This is a genomic window from Thermomonas sp., from assembly GCF_041919455.1.
In the GTDB taxonomy this organism is placed as follows: Bacteria; Pseudomonadota; Gammaproteobacteria; order Xanthomonadales; family Xanthomonadaceae; genus Thermomonas.
This window is the reverse complement of sequence record NZ_JAYRTQ010000002.1, coordinates 88916-111286: the sequence shown is the minus strand read 5'-3', so window position 1 is coordinate 111286 and position 22371 is coordinate 88916. Positions and strand designations below refer to the sequence as shown.

Below are 22371 nucleotides of genomic sequence, written 5' to 3'. Positions count from 1 at the left end.
TGGCCGCCATCGACTCTCCAATGATGCTGGCGCTCGCCACGATCTTCTCCCTGCGCATCATTGCCTTGCGCGACGCCGCAATTCTAGCTGCTGGCCGGCGCCCCTCGACAAGACGATTCTCCACTCTCCGATGCATCGACCCGAAAGCGCGGAACCACCCGCAGCCAGGCCTGGCGTGGTGTCCGGGCGACATCACGGATCATGACAACCCGACTCGGTGGGCATCCATGGCGACGTGAAAGCGGAGACGTGCCTACCCGATCTGGAGGTCGACCGACATAATAGGCAGGCACGACATGCAGGCACGGCACCACGCGGACCGCAGGCCCGCCGGGTTAGCCTCACGAGCTCGTTGCCGGCGCCTGCCCGGACCAGTTCCGTTCCCCTTCCCCAAACCCGGGCACCCCCATGAACATCGCATTGATTGCCCTGCTTCCGTGTCTGTTATTGCTGAGCGCCTGCGACGACGCCCCTCGGACGCCCCCTGCGGAGAAGATGGCGCGTGAGGCGGCGCGCAAATCCAGTACGCCCGAATCGCGGCCGGCCACCATTGGGCTAGGTTTTCTCCTCGCAAAACCCTCCAGCCTGCCGAATTGCGAACCGGCAGTCGTGGAAATCGCCTGGGACACGCGGGCTGCTGATCCCGATCTCACTGACGTGAAAGTCAGCGTCATCTCGCCGGGGGAATCCGCGGGCAAGCTTTTCGCGGCTGGCGGCGCAACCGACAAGGCGGTCACGGGCGCCTGGGTCAAGCCTGGCTTGACGTTCCAGCTCCATGATGGGGCGGGGAAGGAACTGGACCGCATCACGATCGGCGGCGCTCCGTGTCCCTGATCGGACCGCGGCTTTCTCGAATGACACCCGGCTGCTAATGTTCGGCAGATAGATGGCCCAAGCCGCCCCTCAATTCCGGTGTACCACCATGACCAAACCATTGTTCGCTGCGCTTCCCTTGCTCCTCGCCCTGGCCGCATGCGGCAAGCAGGGTTCCGAGGCGACGGGTCCGGCCCCCACGCCGGAAGCAAATCCCTCCAGCGCCAAGGGGGTGGCTGATGCCCGGATCGTTGTTCCCCAGACTCGCTTCATCCATGCACAACCGGCAGAACTTCCCAACTGCGACTTCACCAAAGTGACCCTGAAATGGGACGCCAGTGGAGCTGGAATACCGATTGCCGTCGTGGAGATCCATGCGGGCGATGCGACCAGCACTCCGGGATTGTTCGCCGCAGGTGGTATCGCCGGCGAAAAGGAGACGGGTCCTTGGGTACGCCCGGGATCGACGTTCTCGCTCCGGGACAAGGCCACGGGCAATGAGCTGGAAAAGCTCGTGATCGGCGGGCCACGCTGCAGCTGAGGCAGCATACGTGTCGCGGGCTCGGCAGCAGGCTGCGCCAAACTTCAGAACTGTGGCCGCCCGGCATCATCCAGCGTGCATCTGTGCCGCGCCGGAGTCTCCCTGACCGCAGGATCCGCAATATCGTTTTCCTGGTGGACTGGAAGTGCCCGGCGTTGTCGGCGCACCTCACCTCGGTGCCGTCCGCATACCGCTCAGGCGCAACCGAATTTGCTAGTGTTCCGGGTCATGGGGCGACACGGCGCGAGTCGGCATCCCCCGTGCCCTCCAGTTTTCCGCGTTGGGACACGCGGGAGACAAACTGCTCCACTTCATCCTCCAGGCTGGCAGCATGCGACAGTTCGACACCCGCATCGGCGGCGTCCTCAAGAGCACGCTCCTGTGGCTCCCGTTGTTGGTGACCCTGGCCGGGTATCTGACTTACACCTTGAATGTCTCCGCACAAGTTCCACGTGCGCGGACGCTGCTCCTGGTCGCACTGGGGCTGAATGCCGCAAGTTTCGTCGCGCATCGCCTGCGTCGCGAGATCCCGCTGGCGCTTCTGCTGGGCGGCGCCTGGCTGGTCGCGGCGGCGTTCCACGCCGGACTCGCGGCAGCCCTGGCGACGGTACTGGTTGCCGCATGTGCCATCGGCGTCGGAAGCCTGCTCACCGATGGCAACGACGACGCCCTTGCTTCGTTGCTGGTTGGGCTTGCGATCCTGGCCACATCGGTGGGTTGGTTGCTGCCGTTTCCCGTCCATCGCCGCTGGCTTTACGTCCTTGTCGCGATTCTCCTGGTCCTGTTGCGTGCGCCGGCGATCGCAAGATCCTTGGGGAACGCTGGCGTTTCGTTGCGAACGGCTGCAGCGGATTCGCCACTTGCTGCCCTCATCGTGATCAACGTATTGGGTATCTGTTCGACGCCGTCATGGCTGCCGACCATGCAGGCCGACGACATCAGCTATCACCTCGCGCTGCCGTTCCAGCTCCAGGAGCTCGGCTACTACCGGATGGACATCGCGGGCTCGATCTGGGCACTCGCTCCCTGGGCCTCGGACACGATCCATGCGATGGCACAGGTCATCGCCAGCGCGGAGGCCCGAGGCGCGGTCAACCTCATGTGGATGGTCGCCCTGTACGCCGGCATGTGGCGGCTTGGACGAATGCTCGCATTGCCGCCAGCAATCACTGTGGCGGCGATCGCCCTGCACTGCAGCCTGCCGATGTCCAGTTCGCTGCTCGCGGGGATGCAGACCGAACTGCCCTCCTCGGCCTTGCTGGTCGGCTTGATGCTGCTGATTGGCGCATCACCGTCGATCACGGCGTCTCGCCTGGCAAGCATCGCGGCGCTGGCCGGCCTGCTGCTGGCCATCAAACTGTCGAACGCCCTGTTGCTGCTGCCTCTCGGCATCTGGATGCTGGTCCGCTCCGGCAGGGTATTGCCCTGGAGATCGCTGCCGGCAAGCGTCCTGCTGGGGGCGTTCGTGGCCCTGCCCAGTTATGCCTATGGCTACCTGATCACCGGAAATCCGGCGCTGCCGTTCTTCAATGGCATTTTCAGATCCCCGTTCTTCGTGCTCGAGAACTGGATGGATCCTGCATGGATGCATCCGATCGATGGCCTGCTGCCCTGGCGGTTGATGTTCGAGACGTCGAACTACCTCACCGCCCCGGCAGGCGCGGCAGGCTTCGTCTATCTCGTCTGCGCGGCGGGACTGCTGATTGCGCTGGCAACCAGGAAATACCGTCCCATCGCCCTGATTGGCCTGTCGTGCTTCCTGCTGGTCTTCTCCCAGGTCCACTTCATCCGCTATACCCAACCGGCCAATGCCTTGCTGATCGTTGCGGCATTGGGCGGCTTCCATTCCATGGGCTTACACCGTTCCTTGATCGCCGCGGCGTCAGTGCTGTGCGCGCTGAACCTGAGCATGGTCAGCATCGGCTATTGGCAGATCAGCGATGGCGCGCTGGATTCGCTGCTCCGGAACGGACCGGCCGCCACCCTTGAGCGATTCGCACCGCAACGCACGATCGCGGCGAGAATCCGCGCAATCGACGATGGCGATACCCACGTGCTGTTCCACAAGGTCGACGCCCACGGAAACGCGGAACTCACCATTCCCGCGCTCACTTCGTCCTGGTACAACTGGAACCTCGCCAACGACGCCAACGCGGCGGATGCGGACGACAGCGGCGCTCGCTGGGTCGAGATCCTCTCGAGGCACGACATTTCCCTGCTGATCGTCGACCGGGAAAAGACCTCGCCGGGCCTGAGGGCGGCGTTGGCGGCATCCTCCAGGGATCCTGCCTTCTCCCGGCAGAATTACGACGCCTGGCGGATCCCGGAGCAACCCAGCCAGGCACTCGGGGTGGAAATGCTGCATGCAGGGAACGATTTCGCAAAGTACCGCTATGCCCGCGTGGGCGGACAGGGCTCTGTCGCCACCCGCGCGCGGTTCCGCTGCAACCTGCCCGACGAACCCATCGTCATCAGCATCTCGGCGCGCATCTCCGGCACAGGAAACGACCGCAACCTCATCTCGGGCTGGGCCGTCTGCAACGACGAAGGCATCGCCGAGGGAGAGGTAAAGACAGAGATCCCGGAGGGAACGCAGGAAATGTTCTTTACCGCCGTGCCGCGTTCGCCCATGACCTTCGCCCTGATCGAAGCCCGGTCGCAGGCGCAGCCGCGCGCGATTCCGCAATCCGACCCGGCGCGTGATTTGCGCCAGCGGCTGCTTGGACTGATGTTGGCCCGAGTCGAGCCATGAACACCGTGCCGCTACGAGTGGCCGTGGTGATCCCGTGTTTTCGGGTGGGCCCTCTGGTGCTGGACGTGATCGAGCGGATCGGACCGGAAGTGGATCGTATCTATGTGGTCGACGATTGCTGTCCGCTCGGCACGGGGGCAATGGTCGCCACCGGTTGCAGCGACCCCAGAGTAAGCGTCATCGTCCATCCGGAAAACCGCGGGGTTGGCGGCGCGGTGATGTCCGGATACCGGGCCGGCCTCGCCGACGGAATGGACATCATCGTCAAGATCGACGGTGATGGCCAGATGGACCCTGCCCTGGTCGGCCGGTTCATCGCCCCCATCATCGAGGGGCGCGCCGACTACACGAAAGGCAATCGATTCCATCGCCTGCGCAATGTCCGCGCGATGCCCCGCGTACGCCTGCTTGGCAATACCGTGCTTTCGTTCATGACCAAGCTTTCAAGCGGGTATTGGCAGGTATTCGATCCCACCAACGGCTACACCGCGATCCATCGCGCGGCACTGCAGGAACTGGACCTGCAGGAACTGTCTGCGCGCTACTTCTTCGAGTCGGACATGCTGTTCCAGCTCAACCAGGCGCGCGCCGTCGTGCTGGACATCCCGATGATGGCGAAGTACGACGACGAGCCATCCAGCCTGAGCCCGGGCCGGATCATCGCGCCTTTCCTGCGCGGGCATATCCGCAACACGATCAGGCGCGTGTTCGGCACCTATTTCCTGCGCGGCTTCTCGGTGGCATCGATCGAGCTGCTCGCCGGGATGGCGCTCACCGGCTTCAGCGTGTGCTTCGGCAGCCAGGCCTGGTACCTGTCGGTGGCCAACGCAACCCCTGCCTCCGCCGGCACCGTCATGCTGGCTGCGCTGCCATTGATCCTCGGTTTCCAGCTGCTACTGTCGTGGCTCAATTTCGACATCGCCGCGGAACCACGCACACCACTGCAGCACCTGATGCGCTAGGCGACCCGGTCATTTCGCCGCATCGCCCGGCGCCTTCCATTTTAGTCGTGCCAGCGGCCGATCGACCAGAATCACGATCAACCACGACAGCAAGAGCGTCAACGCAAACGCCTTCAGGAAGAACTCGAACGGTCGCGAGAATCCGCATGGGCACACGAACCAGGCGGCGACCGTGGTGTGGATGAGGTAGACCGGGTAGCTGAGATCCCCCAGCATGCGATCGACCTTGCCCGCACGTTGCCGGTGCAGCGACACCACCATCCAGACCGACAGCACCAGCGACACGTAGAGCCCCCATTCCCATGGCCATCCCGGCAGTTTCAGCCAAAGCAAGCCATGCAGGATCCATAGCACCAGGCTCGTCCACGGCATGCTGAAGCGATCCAGCGATTCCCTGTAGTGGCACGCGAGCGAGCCGGCCGCGAACGGCAGCATGCAGGGCAGGAAAGTCGAGTAGCGTTCGCCGAAGGAATCGCCGTTGATGCCGAGCTTCAGGTTCAGCACCACCGCGACCGCAAAGGCGAACCAGGCGGTGCTGCGGGAACGCGCCATCAACGGCATCAGCATGTAGTAGCCGACTTCGATCGCCAGCGCGTTCGACACCGGGACGGGAAGGCCACCACGCTGTGCGCCCGCGAACAGCGTGCTCACATGCACCCATTGTTCGACGTTCTGCGGCCAGTAGAACTCGCCGTTGATGACGCGCAGGTCGATGCCATGGCGCCCGGCGTACCAGAGGCTGGCGAGGCCGGCGACGACCGCGAGCCAGTACAGCGGGAAGATGCGCATGAACCGGTTGAAGGCGTAGGCACGCAACCCCGGCCCGTCGAACCCGTAGCGCGTGGTGAGCACCAGCGTCATCAGGAAGCCGCTGAGCACGAAGAACGCCCACACCGCGTATGCCGCATAGCCCTGCAGCATGCCGTCCCAGAGGTGGGAGGCCGCCACCAGCGACGCAAGTATCAGTCGGCACGCACCAAATCCGATCGTCGGATATTGCATGCGCATCATTTGCTTTCACACGGAAGGCTGGTGGCATGAACCTCCGCCAGCAACTTGTCCCCCGACGGATCTCGCAACTGGATCAATGCGCCGTCCTGGATCCAGGGCCCGGTGACCCCTTCGCCTTCGGGACCGGCTTCCATCCAGACCTTGTTCGCATTCCCCTTCTCGCCAACCGTCACGCGTACCGTCATGACACCCGGCGTCGAAACCTTCCACTTCACTCGCACTTCCGCACTTGCGCCCTTTCCCGAAACGCACGCGCTGCGCACTGCATCCGCCTCCACGGCCACCGATGCGGCGGCGCGAATATCCAGGCGCATCGGCGCCGTCGAGGGTTTGACCGCTTGCTCCAACAGCGCCAGCTTGGCGGCCTGCTCGACGCGACAGCGCTCGAGCGCCGCCTTCTCGCAGCATCCCGCGAGCGAAACGGAAGCCGCGAGCACGAGCTTCCACCTCAGCGAATTTTCCGGCTGCAGCCCACTAGCATCCACTGGTCACCATCCAAATGAAACGTCATCACGTGCCGCGCGAGCCACGGCAATCCCCGAACACGCGAACGGAAGGATAACTCCGCCCCCCTAGCCCGATCGCACGCGCAGCAGCTCGCGTGCGCGATTGCGACGCTCGTCCAGAGCGCGGCAACCGCCACCTCCGGACTGCAGCCTGCCCCAGGCCTCCAGCGAGTCTTCCCGATCCACCCGCACGTAGCCCGAGCCCTCCAGCGCCCCGAAAATCGGACCGCGGACGGAGCCATCTACAACCACGAAGGACGGATCGACCCAGGCCAGCAGGCTGGTCCAGCGTTTCCCTGATGTATCCGCCTCGGCCGCGTTGCGCGCCTGCCACAGTTCCGGATCGTAGCGGCGGTGCATGGAGATCGCATGCCCATGGCCAGCACCGACGAAGGGCTTCTTGGGATCGCCCATCAGTACGCAGGCATCCGGATTGCCCGCCATCACGCGCTCGAGCAGCGCGCGTTCCGGCATGAATTTGCGCACGAGGTCGCTGCGCGCGGCCGGGCCCTCGCGGAGCAACTGCATCCACGGGTTCTCGCGGGCGATCCAGTGGGTGGTCGGCAGCAACGCGGCATTCGCCAGCGCCACCGTGATGACGACACCGGCGAACACGCGGCGGTCGCCCAGGCGAGCCAACCCGACCACGCCGAGCACGCAGAGGACCGACAGGGCCGGGAAGATGTAACGCAGGTACTGCAGGTAGGAGAACACCAGCAAACCGGTGGCCAGCGCCCACAGCAGGAGCCAGCGCGAGGCTGGCCGGCGCACGGCATCCACCAGCGCCGCGGGCAGCAAGGCCAGCAGCGCGATGCCGGCCGCCCCCGGATAGAACTCGCCGAAGGCGACGGTGTTGAAGGTGAGATCCCACAACGAACGCCACGAGATGCCGGCGCGCCAGCGCGGATCGGAGAAGTTCTCGATCGGGTAGTACGGCGACTGGAAGAACCCGTTGAAGAACGGGAACAGCGGATTGCCGGTAACCAACGTCGCGTACGCATAACTCGACCCGCCGATCGCCAGCACGGTCGCCAAGGCGATCGAGGCCCAACGCAGGCGCTGGCCGACAGGTCGCACCGCGACCAGCCAGGCGAGCAGCGGCAGCATGTAGAGCAGGTTGCTGGTCTTCAACGCAAGCAACAAGCCGCAGATGGCGCCGACTGCGACAGCACCCAGCTTGCCTCGGTCCGGACCGGCGGCGAGCGCGGCCAGGTTCAGGAGGATCGCCGTGCTCGCGCCGTCGACCTGCATGGCAGTGGTGAAGTAGCCCGTCAGCGGCTGTGATGCGAACACCGCAGCCGCGGCCAACGCAGTGCCAGGCGACGCATCCAGTGCACGCGCCAGCCGCCATGCCCCGGCCACGCCAAGCAGCAACCACAACGAGGCGACGGCGGCGCGCGCCTCGCCGCCGGCCAGCATCGCGGCGACGCCATGCAGCACGTTGTTGGCCCACGGCGCGACAGCCCAGGACTGGGTCTGCACGTCGAGGTGGTAGTAGCCGTCGAAGCGCAGTTGCGATTGCAGGATCAGGTGCACCGCGTTGTCGTCGTAGTTGAGGCTGGGCAACCACAGCCCCAGGCTGGCCACGGTCATGGCGGCGACCAGCAGGATCGCCCGCTGCGGCCGGGTGGATGCCAGGCCATCGAGCGCCTCGAAGGCGGCGCGCAACTGGCGGGCGATCGGCCTGCGTCGCCACATGACGACGACGGCAGCCAGTGCCAGGTACAGCCAACGCTGATGCAGCGGAAACGGCAGCAGCCAGCCGACGACCGCCGCAATCACGCCCAGTCCCACGACCAGCGACGTCGTCGCGCCGCTCGCGTCCTCTTGGTCCGCAAGCGTGCCCAGGCCAAGCGCGGCAAGCGCGAGCAGCATCGCCGCCGCAAGCGTGGCGGGGCCGACGAACACGACGAGCCCCAGCAGGGCCGGCAACGCCGCGGCGACAGGCAACCATTTTCGCGACTGCGCCATTGCATGCGGCACGGAGTGACGCTCGCACCAATGCACGACGAAGGCGATCAACGCATGCCAGGCCACCACGCAAGCCAGCAGCCAGCGGTAGTCGGCCCGGATGTTCGCCTGCAGGTCGTAACGCACGAAAGCGAGCAACAGGAGCGGCAGCGGCAACAACAGCAGCCACGCGGCGGGGTGGGGACGCGCTGCGACGCGAGCGCTCATCGACCGGCCATCGCTGCAAAAAGCCGGTTCAAATCCGCGATGCCCGCATCGTCCTGCAGCAGGTGGCGTTGCTCCACCCCGGCAGCCGCAGCGGCCTCCAGGTCGGTGGCTTTGTCGCCGATCATCCAGGACGCCCGCATATCTACGTCGAAGCGCGCCGCGGCATCGAGCAGCATCCCCGGCCGCGGCTTGCGGCACTCGCAAGCCACGCGATAGTCGCCAAGGCCTTCTTCGGGATGATGCGGGCACCAGTACGTCGCCAGCAGCGGTGTGCCGCGCGCCGCGAACTGCGCGTGCATCCACGCGGTGTAGGCGAGGAACGCGGCTTCGTCGTACATCCCGCGCCCGATCCCGGCCTGGTTGGTGACCACGATGCAGGCATGGCCGCGCGCCTGCGCATCGGCGACCAGTTCGAAGATGCCCGGCACCCAATCGGTGTTAGCAGGCGTATGCACGTAGCCGTGGTTGATATTGATCACGCCGTCGCGATCGAGGAACAGCGCCTTGCGTGGCGACGCCGTCCCTGCGAGCAGTGCATCCGCCGACGGATCGAGGTATGGCGCGCGGATCAGCGACATGCTCATCGTCGCCCCGCGAACTGCCGCTGCGCGCGTGCGTAATCCTCCGGCACGCCGATGTCGATGAAGCCTGCCGTATCGGTGAACGCAGCGACTTCGCCGGCATGCGTGCGCGCCTGCAGCACCGCTTGCTCGAACGAGAACGCATCCTGCGCAGGCAATGCCGCGAGCGCATCGGCGCCGAGGAAATAGCAGCCCGCATTGATCCAGCCTGGGCCTGCCTCGCCTTTCTCGCGGAAGCCAGTGATGCGGTGCTGGTCGATATCGACGGCGCCGTAGCGCGCCACGTCATCCACCCGCGCCAGCGCGATCGCCATCGGTGTACCCGCGTTGCGCGCGGCGGATTCGAGGGCTGCCGGGTCGTACTCGAGCCAGGTGTCGCCGTTCAATACATGCGCAGCATCGCCTTGCAGCCGGCGCGTCGCGAGGCGGATGGCGCCACCGGTGCCGAGCGGTTCCGGCTCCACCGAGTAGGCGATTTCCATCTTCTGCCAGCGCGCGCCGATGCGCTGTTCGATCACATCCGAGAGATAGCCGGTCGCGAGGATGCAGCGGCGAATACCACTGTCCGCAAGCCGATCCAACAACCACGCCAGGAACGGTCGGCCGGCGACCGGCGCCAGCGGCTTGGGGACGTCGTCGACGATGCCGCGCAGGCGGGTGCCGAAGCCGCCGGCGAGGACGATGGCTTCGTCAGCCGGCATCGCGCGGGAACAGGCCGGCTTCGATCAGCGCGCACAGCAGGTGGCCGACGAATTCGTGGCCTTCCTGGATGCGCGGGGTTTCGTCGGAGGGCATGCGGAAGCACAGGTCCGACATCGACAGCAGCTTGCCGCCGCTGCGCCCGGTGAACGCGATCACCTGCATGCCGCGCGCGCGCGCGACATCGGCGGCGCGCAGCACGTTCGGCGAATTGCCGGACGTGGAGATCGCGACGAGCACGTCGCCAGCCTGGCCCAGCGCCTCGACCTGGCGGGCGAACACGTAGTCGTAGCCGTAGTCGTTGCCGATCGCGGTGAGGATGCTGCTGTCGGTGGTCAGCGCGATCGCCGCCAGGCCGGGGCGGTCGTAATAGAACCGGCTGACCAGTTCGCCGGCCCAGTGCTGCGCATCCGCGGCGCTGCCGCCGTTGCCGCAGAACAGCAGCTTGCGGCCGTTGCGCAGCGCATCGATGCACCGCGCCACTGCATCCTCGATCTGCGCCGACAACGCTTCGTCCGCGGCCAGCGCCTGCATGTTCGCCACGGCCTTGTCGAATTCGCTTCGGATCACGCGCTGGATCGCGTCGCTCATGGCGTCCTCCATGCGGTCGCACCGCCGGGGTTGAAATGGAAGTCGAGCAGGCTGCCGCCCTGCGTCGCCAGTGCAGCCGACAGGCGCACGCGGTCGACCGGATCGCAGACGAACATCATGAACCCGCCGCCACCCGCGCCGGAGACCTTGGTCGCCACCGCGCCATTGTCCATCGCCAATGTTTCCAGTGCGTCGATCATCGGGTTGCTGATGCTGCTGGCCATGCGCTTCTTCGCCTGCCAGCCCTGTTGCAATGTGCGCGCGAAACCCGGCAGGTCGCCGCGTAGCAGGTGTTCCTTCATCTGCACGGCCTCGGCCTTGAGCTGGTGCATCGCCTCGATCGGATTGGCCGCGCCACTGGCGGCATTGCGCGCCTGCTCGTCGATGATCCGCGCCGATTCGCGCGAGACCCCGGTGAAGTACAGCAGCAGCGAGGCTTCCAGTTCAGCGGCCACCCAGTCCTTGATCCGCAAGGGATTGACGATGACGCGGTCGCCGGCGTGGAATTCCATGAAGTTGAACCCGCCGAACGCGGCGGCGTACTGATCCTGCTTGCCGCCGGCCAGGCCGAGGTCGACGCGCTCGATGTCGTAGGCGAGGTGGGCGATCTCGTATTCGCCCAGCGCCAGCGAAAAATACTCCGCGAGCGCGGTCACCAGCGCGACCACCAGGGTGGACGACGAACCCAGGCCGGAACCTGGCGGCGCATCGGACCACGTACGGATGCGCAGCGGCGGACGCTTGCCGTCGAGATAGTCGCGGCTGATGCGCAGGTAGGCGCCTGCGAGCAACTGCACCGGCCCGGCATTCGCATCCACGTCGCCTGGCGCGACAGCGATGCGTGCGCCGCGATCCAGGGCTTCGAGGATCACGAGCGCATCGCTGCCGGCATCGATGGTCGCGTAGGCGTACTTGTCGATGGCTGCGTTCATCACGCAACCGCCGTGCAGGTCGCAGTACGGGGCGACATCGGTGCCGCCACCGGCCAGCCCGAGGCGCAGCGGCGCGCGCGCGCGGACGATCATCGCGCGGGCTCCGCGGCGATGGCGAGCGCGGACGCCAGTTGGGTGCGCAGCGTGTCGCGGGAGAAATGCGCGCGTGCATAGGCGGCACCGAGCCGCGATTGCCGTTGCCACGCCGCGTCGTCGTCGAGCAACTGCAGGATGTGGTCGGCGAGTGCGGCCTCGTCGTCGGCGACGGCGCAGGTCGCTTCGACATCGGGCAGGCCTTGCGCACCCACCGACGTGGTCACCAGCGGCAAGCCCTGCTGCAACGCTTCCACGACCTTGCTTTTCACGCCAGCGCCGTAGCGCAGCGGCACCACGGCGACGCGCGCCTGCGCATAGCGGCGCTGCAGTTCGCCATCGTCGACGAAACCGGTGACGTCCACGCGCTCGCCGGCCAGTGCCAGCACCTCCGCGGTGGGGTTGGATCCGACCAGCGACAGGCGTGCATCCGGACGACGTGCCCACACGCGCGGCATGATCGATTCGACCAGCCAGCGCGCGGCATCCACGTTCGGCGGATGGGCGAAGCCGGCGACGAACAGCAGGTGTTGGCGCTGGTCCAGGGCGGCATCATCGACGAACCGCTCGTAGGCATACGGCGTGATCGCGCGCGCATCGACCGTCGGTTCCAGCGCACGCACCTGCGCCGCTTCGTCTTCGCTCGGATACAACACGCCATCGCAGCGCCGCCAGATCGTGCGCTCGCGTCGCTCCATCGTCGCGGCCGCGCGCAACAACGCGTCGCGGTCATCGCCCTCCGGCAGCAAGGCGGCCTGGTCGCGCATGCGGCGGAAATGCAGGTCGTGGCCGTAGTAGACGACGCGGGCGCGGCTGCTGGCGCGGATCGCGTCGAGGTGCGCATCGGCCACGTCCGGGCGCGACAGCAGCACCGCGTCGAACACGTCGCCGTATTCGCGCAACATCGCGCCGATGCCGTCGCGCCAGCGAATCCCGTGGAAGACCTCCACGCCGATCGCCTGCAATCGCGCGGCGTAGTGCGGGTCGTAGTAAAGATTGTCAGGCCAGAACTTCACCACCGCGCCGGCGTCCAGCAGGCCGCGGAGGAAGGCGAGCATGGTGCGCGAGCCGGCATCACGGTCCGGTTGCGGGATGTAGTGGTCGACCACCAGCACCATCGGCCGGTCCCACGCGCGGTCGCGCGCGCGGGTGACCTGTTCACCGTTCGGATAGTGCGCCTGCAACGCGTCGTGCCAGCGCGTGCGCAGGGTCTGCTGGTTGGCGAGCTGGTAGGCCTTGATCCCGCCGCCGGTGTCGGTGCCGTGCGACACGCCCTCGTGGTGGACGACCCGCGAGAACGGCGTGTAGTAGACCTGCAGGCCCGCCTCGCGCACGCGGAAGCAGAGGTCGGAATCCTCGCAATACGCGGGCGCGTAGCGCTCGTCGAAACCGCCGAGTCGCTCGAACAACGCGCGTGGCAGCAGCAGCGCGGCACCGGAGCAGTAGTCGGCGCGACGCACGTAGTTGAATTCGTTGGCCTCGGGATCGCCAAGCCGCCCGTAATTCCATGCCGAGGCATCGCGCCAGACGATCCCGCCGGCTTCCTGCAGGCGCCCGTCCGGGTACACCAGCATCGAACCTGCAACGCCGGCATCCGCATGGGTGGCGAACACATCGAGCAATGCGTCGAGCCAGTCGCGGGTGACTTCGGTGTCGTTGTTGAGCAGGCAGATGTACTCGCCGCGCGCCAGTTGCAGCGCCTGGTTGCAGGAGCGCAGGAAGCCCAGGTTCTCTGCGTTCTCGTGGTAACGCAGGCCGGGCACCGCGCGCAGCGGCGTCATCGCGGGATCGCCGGATGCGTCTTCCAGCACCAGCACTTCGAAGCTGGCGTGCGCGCCTGCGGACTGCAACGAATGCAGGCAGCGCGCGGTGTAGTCGGCCTTGCCGTAAGTCGGGATGACGATGCTGACGCGCGGGGCGGCGACCTCCGGGAATGCCAGGCCGGCGAACGGATTTGCGGGTGCCAAGGTGGTCGCGGCGGCGATGGCGGGTGGCGATGCGGCATCCGCCACCGTTTGCACTGCAAACGGGATGGCCGGCGCACGCGGGCGTTGCGGCAGCACCGGTTCGGCGGCATGGCCGCGCAGCTTTGCCAGCAGCCGTCGCAACGGGCGCGCCAGCTTCCAGCTGGACGATCCCAGCACGCCACGCAACGCCTGCTCCATCTGCTCCGCGTAACGCTCCATCGACTGCCGCGCCGCGCGTTCGTTGGCCAATGCCGCCTGTTCGCGGGCGAGCGCATCCTGCAAACGCGTCAGTTCGCCGGCGATCCTGTCCAGCTGGTCCCGCATTTCGTGTTCCTGCTGTTCCTGCCGGGCCACCGTCGCTTCAAGCGCCGCCACCCGCCCCCTGCTGTCCGCCAGTTCCGCATCCAGCGCCTTCGCCCAGGCCAGTTTCTCCAGGCGGTCGGCCTCGACGCGGTCGTAGTCCAGGCGCGATTGTGCCAGTTCGCGCTCCAGGCCCCGCGCCCAATCTGTCTTCGCGTCGCCGTCGGCTTGCAGTTGCCGGTAGAGCGCCTGCAGCGATTCGAGTTCGCCCTGCAGCGACATCGCCCATGCCGTCTTCGCCTCGCGGTCGGCCTCCGCCCGGCGATAGCTGGCCTGCAGCGATTCCAGGTCGTCCTGCAAGGATCGCGCCCATCGAACCTTCTCGTCGCGATCCGCTTCGGCCTGACGATACGAGGCTTGCAGCGATCCCAGCTCACCCTGCAGCGCCTTCGCCCAGCCGGCCTTTTCATCGCGGTCCGCCTCGGCCTGGCGATAGACCGCCTGCAACGACGCCAGCTCGTCTTGCAACGCGCGCGCCCAATCGGCCTTCTCGTCGCGGTCCGCCTCGGCCTGGCGATAGACCGCCTGCAACGACGCCAGCTCGTCTTGCAACGCGCGCGCCCAATCGGCCTTCTCGTCGCGGTCCGCCTCGGCCTGGCGATAGACCGCCTGCAACGACGCCAGCTCGTCTTGCAACGCGCGCGCCCAATCGGCCTTCTCGTCGCGGTCCGCCTCCGCCTGACGGTACAGCGCCTGCAGCGTCAGCAGTTCGTCGCGCAGAGACGTCGCCCAGCCGACCATCGCCTCGTATTCGCCGACCTGCGCACCGTGCAGGTCGCGCAGCGCATGCAAGGCCTCGTCGAGTTGCTGGGCCCAGCGCCCCTGCTCGTCGAGTTCGCCGCGCATGGCATCGGTGACGCGGCGCAAGTCCGCTGCCTCGTCACGGCATTTGCCGAGCAGGCCCGCATAGGCATCGACCAGCGGCTCCACCGGGGCGATGGCCGCGGCGAATGCACGTTCGGCTGCCGCCACGCCCCCGGGATCCAACGCACCAACCGCAACCTCCGCCAGCGGTTCCAGCATGCCGCCCACCGGTTCCGTGGTGCGGTGGTGGCGCAGCTGCGGCGTCAGGAACGCATCGATGTCGCGTGCCTGCGGCGTATCCGCGATGAGTTGCGTCGCCAGCGCCCGGTTGATGCGATCCACTGCGCCCTGCCAGTCGGCCAGGAGCTCGTCATAGGCCACCATGCCGCGCCGGCAGCCTTCGCTGCCGCGCACGGCCTCCAGCAGGTAGCGGGCCCACAGCAGTTCGCCGATGGCGATCGGCAGGCCGTCGCGGCGCAGCAGCGAACCCGCGACCTCCTGCGGATGCCGCGAGACCAGCAACACCCGCGGCTCGATGGCGAGGTCCGCCAGCACGCGTCGCCACAACGGCATGAGCCGGCACAGCCGCGGATCCTTCACTGCCCAGAGGGATACCCCGGCGAAATCGCGTTGCACGATCGCCGCGATCGCCTCGCCGGCTGCGTGCGCGGCCTCGGAGTCGAGCCAGCCCTCGGGCATCGGCCGCGGATCGTCCCAGCGCCGGTCGAGCGCGCCCAGCAAGGCGTCGTGCACGGAGACGATGCCCTGGTGTTCCCAGAATCCCAGCGGATTGTCGTCGCCGGGAGGCATCAGGTCGTCGCCCAGGGCCACGCCCAGCAGATTGAGGACACGGGTCAGCGCCGAGGTGCCACTGCGGTGCATGCCCAGCACCAGCAGCGCCACCGGCGCGACGGCCGTGGCCTTTCCCGGACCGTGCTTCGCCATGCCCCTGTCGCCCGCGATCAACTCACTGCGGGCGCTTTGCGGGGACCTGGGCGTCCACCGGCACCGAAGGCCGCACCGGGATTTCGCGCGGGACAGTCGTGGCCGGCGGCAGTTCCAGCAACTCGAAGCGCTGGGCCATCGAGCGGGTCAGTTCCTCTGCCTGGGTATCGGTCTCGATGATGTAGGGCACGATCATCAGCACCAGTTCGGTCTTGTTGCGGCCCTGCTTCTGGGTCTTGAACAGGTTGCCCAGCACCGGCACGTCCTTCAGGAAGGGAACGCCACTGTTTCCATTGGTCTGCCGCTGCGACATCAGCCCGGCCATCAGGATCGCGCTGCCGTCCTTGAGGCTGAGGCTGGTGCTGTAGGAGCGGTTGAAGATGGCCGGCGAACTGACCGTGGAATCCGCCCCGATCGGCAGCGCCTCGCTCACTTCCTGACGCAGTTCGATATCCACGCGGTCGTCCGAATACACCACCGGCTTGATGCTCAGCAGGATGCCGGTCTTGCGGTACTGGACGGTCTGGATGATGCCGCTGTCGCCTCCAGAGATGATCCCGGAAGTGGCCTGCGAACTGATCGTGGGCACCTCGGTGCCAACGTCGAGGTTGGCTTCCTCGCCGCTCTTGACCATCAATCGCGGCGTAGACAGCACGCTGATCCGGTCCTGGCTGGCCAGTGCCTTGAGCGAGGCGCGGGTCTGCCCGCCGATGTCCAGCAGGTAGTTCAACCCGGCACCGCCGGTCGCGGTGCCAAGCACACCGGAACTGATGTTGCCGTTGAACTTGCCCAGGTCCGAATTGTTGGCCAGCCACGCAACCCCGAATTCCTGGTCATTGGTCAGGGTCACTTCCGCCACCGTGACTTCGATCATCACCTGCCGCGGTGCCTTGTCCATCTGCTGGATCAGCGGCAGCAGCCGTCCCCAGTCGGTGGCCGAGCCCTGGTAGATCAAGGCGTTGCGTGGCTCGTCGAGGGTGAGCTTGCCCTTGCTCAGGTCCCCGCCGGATGCGGCGCTGGCCGCCGCGGTCAGCGTGGCCGAGCCCGCCGCCGTTTCCGCGGCAGGTGGCGCGCCGACGTCGCTGCCATCGATCGCATCGCGCGCCGGTTCGCGCGTGCCCGAACCGGTCCGCACACCGGTGATCGTCTTGGCGATTTCCGCGGCGCGGGTGTTCTTCACCATGTAGTAGAACAAGCCGTCGCTACCCGCGGTCGGGTTGGGCCGGTCGATGGTGCGCGCCCACTCGATGGCGTGTTCCAGCACGGCCTTGTCGCCGGCGAACACCAGCACGGTGTTGGCGGCGGTCAGCGGCAGCACCAGGATCGAACCAGCACCGGCACCGCTGCCGCTGTACAGCGAGGCCCCGTACCCTTCGGCCCCCAGCACCTCGACCAGGCGCTTGGACAGTTCTTCCGCGCTGACGAAGGCCGGTTCCAGCCGCGCGCTTTGCCTGCCCCGCATGGACGGACGATCGAACACCCGGATCGCGTCCAGGGCCTGTCGCACCATTTCCGGGCGACCCATCAGGATCACCGCATTGCGCGCACTGTCGGCCTGGATGGTGAGCGCGTCGGACTGCTTGAACGCGACGTTGAGCAGGCTGACCACGTCGTTGACCTTGATCGACTGCAACTCCACCAGCTGGAACACGGGCCGATGGCTGATCGGGACCTCGGGCAGGGTGCGGCCGCTGACGACCAGTGGCGGCACGCTGCCCGCCGTTCCCTGGGCGCGGCTGAACATCACCATCCCCGAGCTGTATTCGGTCGCGACCCCGTAATTGCGAAGCACCTGCACCGCGAGTCGATAGAAATTCTGCGGCGACTGCGGACCCGACGTCCGCAAGGTCACCAGGTCGCTCATGCGCGAGACCTGCGGATCCATCTGGAAGCCGGTCCCCAGGATCGATCCGAAGAACTCGTTGATGAAGGCCGGTACCGGCATGCCTTCGATGTTGACGTTGACGGCACCGCCCTTGAGCGGCGGCATCGGTTCGCCTTGCGCGCCGGCGACAAGGCTGCCGCCCGCACCGGGAATCTGCGGCGTCGCGCTGCGCTGCAGGCCCAGGGGTGCCTGGTTCGCGCTGCTGTTGACCTGGTCGAAGCCCGTCTGGGACTGGCTGGAAGGCCCCGGTGCAGGCAGCGGATCCGGAACCGCAAGTCGCGGCGTGGCGCACGCGCCTGCGAGCATGGCGATGCCGGCGGCGGCCATGAAGGGACGGAGATTGTTCATGCGGTGATAGTCGTCGCGAAGAGGGTCATTGGGTCTTGCCATTGCCTGCAGCAGTGGCTGTTTGTGCGCGCGCCGGTGCGGGTGGTGTCGCTGCCGGGGCGTTGTCGCCGGACGGCGCGCCGATGCAGCCCTCCGGATCCGGCTTGGTCTTGTCCTGGTACAGCGAACGCACGCGCTTGCAGCCGTCTTTTTCGAACCAGATCCGGTCGCGGTTCACGGCCACCAGGGTGGCACCGTCCGGCAGGGCGCCACCCAGCCGCACCCAGGTCTGCGCAGGCTTACCGCCGACGCCGACCGCGACCTGCACCCTGGGACGCGTCACGATCGCACTAAGGCTCCAGGTCGAAGGCTGGTTCGCGGCAGGACGCCCCGGCATGGCCAACTCGCCCCAAAAGCGCGCACGGCGCACGGTCTGGAAGTTGTCGTCGCGGAACCGCTTGAGCGCCTGCGCATTCGGCAGGGACCACGCGGCGTCCTCGGACTTCGGCGGGTCGGCCGCGCGAATCGGCAGGAACAGTCCGATCACCGCGCCGACGACGCTACCGGCGATCGCGACGGCGACGAAGCGACGGCGGCGGAGCAGGTCAGCGAACGCCATCGGTCGCCTCCTTCGGCGCGCCGCTGCCGACGCGGTAATACGCCACCAGCGTCATCGACATGCTGGGCACGCCGCGCACGAAGGTGAAGGAAAATTCGTCGACCACCATCAACCGGTCCGAATCCTCCACCCGCCGCAGCATTTCCAGCATCTGCGGCTGGCTGACCACGCCACGCAGGGTGACCGGGATCCGCCACAGGCCTGGTTGGCCGGCGACTTCGGCCGGTGGCCGCACATCGCTGCCCAACTTGCGTCCGAACGCATTGATGAGTTGCCTGACGAAGGTCTGCACTTCGGCCTGGGCCAGGCCGATCGTGGCCGCATTCGGGACCTCCGCCTGCAGTGCCTTCTCGAGCGCCTGCGCACTCTGCGCCCTGCCCAACCATTGTTCCTGGCCGGCGAGCTCGGTCATCTTGTAGAGCTGCAGCGTGCGCTGCTGGTACTGGTCATGCAGGTCGCGGCGCCAGTCGGCGAGGACCAGGCACAGATAGAAGAATCCGATCGCGATCGCGATGCCGGCGCCCCAGCGCAGGCGCGGATTGCCGTTCCATTCCTCGCGGATCTTGCGGGTCCGCACCGGCAGGATCGCGCTCACTTGCGTGCACTCCCGGATGCAGGCGCGCGCAAGATGCGAGCCTTGACGACGACGGTCTCGGGTTGCTTGCCGATCTCCGCGGTGACCTCGGTGAAACGCTTGGACGCTTCCCATGCCGACACGATCGCGCTGGGATCCGCATTGAGCATCTTCGCGGTCATTTCCAGCGTCTGCGCATCGGTCATCTTCCACTCGACCAGTTGCCAGTTGCCACGCATCAGCCCTGAGACCAGCGAGAACAGTTCCACTTGCCCCGCCGGCGGACGCAAGGCCAGGCGCGCCTCGATCGCCGCCTGCCCCTGCTGGGCACGATCGCGCGCATCGATGATCTTCTCGAGCGCCTGTTCGCGCTCGGCGATGTCTTGGTCGAGTTGCCAGTTCGATACCTTCAGCGCGAGCACGCCGACCAGCAACGCAGCGAGCACCGCAGCGGCGATCCCGACCGCCGCCATCGCCATGTAGTCGCGATAGTGACCGAAGGCCTCGCCGAGGCCGGCCGCTTTCTGCGCCGCCCACGCGCGCTCGTCGAGCGGATACGCCCCCTGCACCGGCAAGGCGGAGGCCGGTGGCAGGCCGGCACCGCGACGGAATTCATTCCATTCCGGCAGGTCCGGCATCTCCGGCCACCAGCGCGACGCAGTCATTACCCCATCGCGCCACGCACGGGCTTCGACACCCTCATCGAGTCCGACCAGTTCTTCGCCCTCGACGCGGGGTTGCCCACGGAACAGCGACTCCGGCCAGACCCGGCGCGGTGGCGGCAAGCTGGTGTCGTCCGGGCCCGCCAGTACGCGCGCCTTCGACCATGCCCACACCATCGCGCGGTCCCCGACCCATTCCACATGGGACTGCGCGTCGGCGAACGGCGACCAGCGCGACACCGCCATGTCGACGAAACCGCGACGCTTGCGCGGCGGCACCGCCGAACCATCGAGCACGGTGTAGGCGCAGAAGCCCCGGGCGAGTACCCATTCCTGGCCATTGCCGCCATCCGCCAACAGGCGGAGGCCGTCACTTCCGCGCAGCCACCTGCTGGCCGAAAAGCCGCGAGCGAACCGGGAGAGCAACGTCGTCCTGCGACGGAGCTTGGGATTGGATGAGCTCATAGTCCTCACGCCAGGGGCGACCCTTGTCTTCGATCGGGGTCAAGGTCCAGTGCACCAGTCCCGCCTGCCCCCCGTGCGAAGGCCACAGCTTCAGAGTGCCGGACGGGGCAGGATACACAGCCACCGGCGCCTCGGGCGACTTGGGCAGCCCGAGGAACTCGAAAAACGCGGTGCCGGTCATGAACGGTTGCACTTTGCGGAATGCGATCGCGCGTGCCGCCTTTTCCTCGTCCACGCCATCGATGACGCGCAGGACGCGGGAGGGTGCAGTGTTGAGATTCACGACAGCGACCGGCTCCACCGTGATCGTGTCGCTGATCTCCGCGGGCGTGAGGAACGACAATGCCTGCTTCCAGCCCGTCACCCGCAACACCTCCATCGGCGTGGCCACGGGCAGGTTGGTGGGCGGCGACATCCCGAGCTTGCGATAGCCATCCGCCTCCATGCTGTTGAGGCGGTACAAGTCGTCGCGGTCCTGGTAATCGAACAGGCGGTTGACCAGAGCCTCCGCAGGCACGGGCCGCGGGTGACCACCCTGCGCGAGCAGGCGCTCCAGCCGCCAAGGCGGATTCCAGTTCACGCCGAACAGCCCATAGTCGTCCTGCAGGGCGAAACGGACGCCACCAAATCCCTTGTACGTCCGTCCGTCCAGCCGGAGCTCGGTACCGACGGGGAGTATCGATTCCAGGTCGGCCTGCGACTGCATCGGCCTCACCCCGTCCTCGCCGAACGAGACGAGGTTGTCCACGGTCAACCCGCCCACCGTCATCCGCTGCGTGCTGAGCAGATACAACAACGTTGCGCGCGTACTGGCGATGTCCACCGCATCCTGGGTGAATTGCGCACGCTGCCGGGCCTGCTCCGCAAGCCGACCGGTCACCGCCGCGATGGTGCCCGCGAGCAAACCCAGCACCACCAGCATGGCCAGCACCAGCACCAGCACGAACCCATGATCGCGACGTGGCTGCTTCATTCCAGTTCTTCTTCGCCATACAGCCGCTTCGGCGGTTCCAGCGGCCCCAGCACGGCCACCAGCAGTGGCCGATCACCGGCCTCGAAGCGTCGCATCAAGCCGACGAACGCAGGTATCGCCTCGGGGTTCACCACGCCGAGCTTCGGTGGCCATGCATCGGTTTCCCGCCACTGGGCATCGAAATAGGCGAACTCCACCTCGCCGCCCCTCTGCAGCGGCAGGTGCCACTGCTCGCGGCCTTCCTCGGCGTACACGATCTCCGCAACGCCCGCCTCATTCTCGCGCAGCGACCATTGGATCGGCGTCGGGCTGCCTTCCGGCGCATACAGGGGATTGAGCGTGGTCGCGGAAAAGTGCGCGGGATCTCCCACGAAATGGTGCTTCGGCGCCGCATAGAGCCCGTGCACGCTGTCGCGGAACCACGACTGGAACAGCGCATTGCGATCGATGTTCCCGGCCTGGCCACGCACGCGCTCGCTTGCGATGCGATAGCTGCCCAGCATCTGGAACATCAGCATCGTCGCGAACGAGATCAGCACCAGCGTCACGAGCATCTCCATCAGCGTGAAGCCGGACTGCGCACGCGTGCACGGGCGCGAATGGCGAGGCGCGTCGGTGCTCACGAGTCGTCTCCCACGGCCCTGACCTGCTTCCATCCGACCTGGCGGACACGGAACACGCCCAGCTCCTTGCCATCGCGGAGGACGCGCACGTTGGCGTCGTACAGGCCGACGTTGAAGATGGCAGGCGTGCCGGACTGCCCCACGTTCGGACGCGCAGGTTCCACCGGGACACTCGTCCAGCTGACCAGCAGGTGGCCGGCCTGGCGCTCTCCGGATGGCGTCTCCATCGGGTTCGTGCGCCTCACCATGTCCAGCGCGGAGTGCATCGCGGCCTCGATCTCCTGCCGATCGCGGATGCGTTCCAGGGTGATCATGTTGGTCGACAGCCAGCCGTACAACGCGAATGCGCCCATGCTGAAGACGACCAGCGCGACGATGGCTTCGAGCAGGGTGAAGCCGGCGGCCTTGGCGGCACTGCCGCCAGGCCGGCTCAATGCCCGAGGGCGATGCCCAAGTGCCGGATTGAAGCGGCGCGGATGCCGACGGCCGGAGCGAGCGGTCCCGCGCA

At 66.9% G+C, this 22371-nt stretch carries 19 protein-coding genes; 4 read left to right on the top strand and 15 right to left on the bottom strand.

What is annotated here, in order from left to right:
- Positions 1–408 precede the first annotated feature (408 nt).
- From ACE3T8_RS01735 to ACE3T8_RS01720, 4 genes are all read left to right on the top strand, one after another.
- On the top strand, positions 409–834 hold the full coding sequence (locus ACE3T8_RS01735) for a hypothetical protein (RefSeq protein WP_374606287.1): 426 nt from the start codon (positions 409–411) through the stop codon (positions 832–834).
- Between the two features lie 88 nt (positions 835–922).
- Complete coding sequence (locus ACE3T8_RS01730; RefSeq protein WP_374606286.1) at positions 923–1354, top strand: hypothetical protein; 432 nt, start codon at positions 923–925, stop codon at positions 1352–1354.
- A gap of 331 nt (positions 1355–1685) precedes the next feature.
- Positions 1686–4106 carry a hypothetical protein gene (locus ACE3T8_RS01725; RefSeq protein ID WP_374606284.1) on the top strand — a complete coding sequence of 807 codons (2421 nt, stop codon included), beginning with the start codon at positions 1686–1688 and terminating at the stop codon, positions 4104–4106.
- On the top strand, positions 4103–5068 hold the full coding sequence (locus ACE3T8_RS01720; protein WP_374606283.1) for a glycosyltransferase family 2 protein: 966 nt from the start codon (positions 4103–4105) through the stop codon (positions 5066–5068). The genes ACE3T8_RS01725 and ACE3T8_RS01720 overlap by 4 nt, the downstream gene beginning before the upstream one ends.
- Positions 5069–5077: 9 nt before the next feature.
- Here the strand turns inward: ACE3T8_RS01720 and ACE3T8_RS01715 are convergent, their stop codons facing one another.
- The 15 genes from ACE3T8_RS01715 to ACE3T8_RS01645 form a co-directional block, all read right to left on the bottom strand.
- Positions 5078–6070 carry an acyltransferase family protein gene (locus tag ACE3T8_RS01715; RefSeq protein ID WP_374606281.1) on the bottom strand — a complete coding sequence of 331 codons (993 nt, stop codon included), beginning with the start codon at positions 6068–6070 and terminating at the stop codon, positions 5078–5080.
- A gap of 5 nt (positions 6071–6075) precedes the next feature.
- Complete coding sequence (locus tag ACE3T8_RS01710) at positions 6076–6516, bottom strand: hypothetical protein (protein ID WP_374606280.1); 441 nt, start codon at positions 6514–6516, stop codon at positions 6076–6078.
- 135 nt (positions 6517–6651) lie between these two features.
- The gene (locus ACE3T8_RS01705; protein ID WP_374606278.1) at positions 6652–8763 is read right to left on the bottom strand and encodes a hypothetical protein; all 2112 of its coding nucleotides are present in this window, start codon (positions 8761–8763) and stop codon (positions 6652–6654) included.
- Positions 8760–9347 carry a D-glycero-beta-D-manno-heptose 1,7-bisphosphate 7-phosphatase gene (gmhB, locus tag ACE3T8_RS01700; RefSeq protein ID WP_374606276.1) on the bottom strand — a complete coding sequence of 196 codons (588 nt, stop codon included), beginning with the start codon at positions 9345–9347 and terminating at the stop codon, positions 8760–8762. Before gmhB ends, ACE3T8_RS01705 begins: the two co-directional genes overlap by 4 nt.
- Positions 9344–10045: a nucleotidyltransferase family protein gene (locus ACE3T8_RS01695; protein WP_374606274.1), complete on the bottom strand. Its 702-nt coding sequence runs from the start codon at positions 10043–10045 to the stop codon at positions 9344–9346. Before ACE3T8_RS01695 ends, gmhB begins: the two co-directional genes overlap by 4 nt.
- A complete protein-coding gene (locus tag ACE3T8_RS01690) occupies positions 10035–10634 on the bottom strand; it encodes an SIS domain-containing protein (RefSeq protein WP_374606272.1) in 600 nt (199 codons plus the stop codon). The genes ACE3T8_RS01695 and ACE3T8_RS01690 overlap by 11 nt, the downstream gene beginning before the upstream one ends.
- Positions 10631–11659 (bottom strand): dehydrogenase, encoded by a 1029-nt coding sequence (locus ACE3T8_RS01685; RefSeq protein ID WP_374606271.1) that lies wholly within the window; start codon positions 11657–11659, stop codon positions 10631–10633. The genes ACE3T8_RS01690 and ACE3T8_RS01685 overlap by 4 nt, the downstream gene beginning before the upstream one ends.
- On the bottom strand, positions 11656–15735 hold the full coding sequence (locus ACE3T8_RS01680) for a glycosyltransferase (RefSeq protein ID WP_374606270.1): 4080 nt from the start codon (positions 15733–15735) through the stop codon (positions 11656–11658). Before ACE3T8_RS01680 ends, ACE3T8_RS01685 begins: the two co-directional genes overlap by 4 nt.
- 22 nt (positions 15736–15757) lie before the next feature.
- A complete protein-coding gene (locus ACE3T8_RS01675; protein ID WP_374606269.1) occupies positions 15758–17968 on the bottom strand; it encodes a secretin N-terminal domain-containing protein in 2211 nt (736 codons plus the stop codon).
- Between the two features lie 25 nt (positions 17969–17993).
- Entirely contained in the window at positions 17994–18566 is a 573-nt protein-coding gene (locus tag ACE3T8_RS01670; protein WP_374606268.1) for a hypothetical protein, read from the bottom strand.
- Positions 18553–19161 carry a GspMb/PilO family protein gene (locus tag ACE3T8_RS01665; protein ID WP_374606266.1) on the bottom strand — a complete coding sequence of 203 codons (609 nt, stop codon included), beginning with the start codon at positions 19159–19161 and terminating at the stop codon, positions 18553–18555. Before ACE3T8_RS01665 ends, ACE3T8_RS01670 begins: the two co-directional genes overlap by 14 nt.
- Positions 19158–20159, bottom strand: coding sequence for a hypothetical protein (locus tag ACE3T8_RS01660; RefSeq protein ID WP_374606265.1), 1002 nt, complete (start codon positions 20157–20159; stop codon positions 19158–19160). The genes ACE3T8_RS01665 and ACE3T8_RS01660 overlap by 4 nt, the downstream gene beginning before the upstream one ends.
- 13 nt (positions 20160–20172) lie before the next feature.
- Complete coding sequence (locus tag ACE3T8_RS01655) at positions 20173–21240, bottom strand: hypothetical protein (RefSeq protein WP_374606263.1); 1068 nt, start codon at positions 21238–21240, stop codon at positions 20173–20175.
- Positions 21237–21863, bottom strand: coding sequence for a type II secretion system protein (locus ACE3T8_RS01650; RefSeq protein ID WP_374606261.1), 627 nt, complete (start codon positions 21861–21863; stop codon positions 21237–21239). Before ACE3T8_RS01650 ends, ACE3T8_RS01655 begins: the two co-directional genes overlap by 4 nt.
- Positions 21860–22297 (bottom strand): type II secretion system protein J, encoded by a 438-nt coding sequence (locus ACE3T8_RS01645; protein ID WP_374606259.1) that lies wholly within the window; start codon positions 22295–22297, stop codon positions 21860–21862. Before ACE3T8_RS01645 ends, ACE3T8_RS01650 begins: the two co-directional genes overlap by 4 nt.
- Positions 22298–22371: the final 74 nt, after the last annotated feature.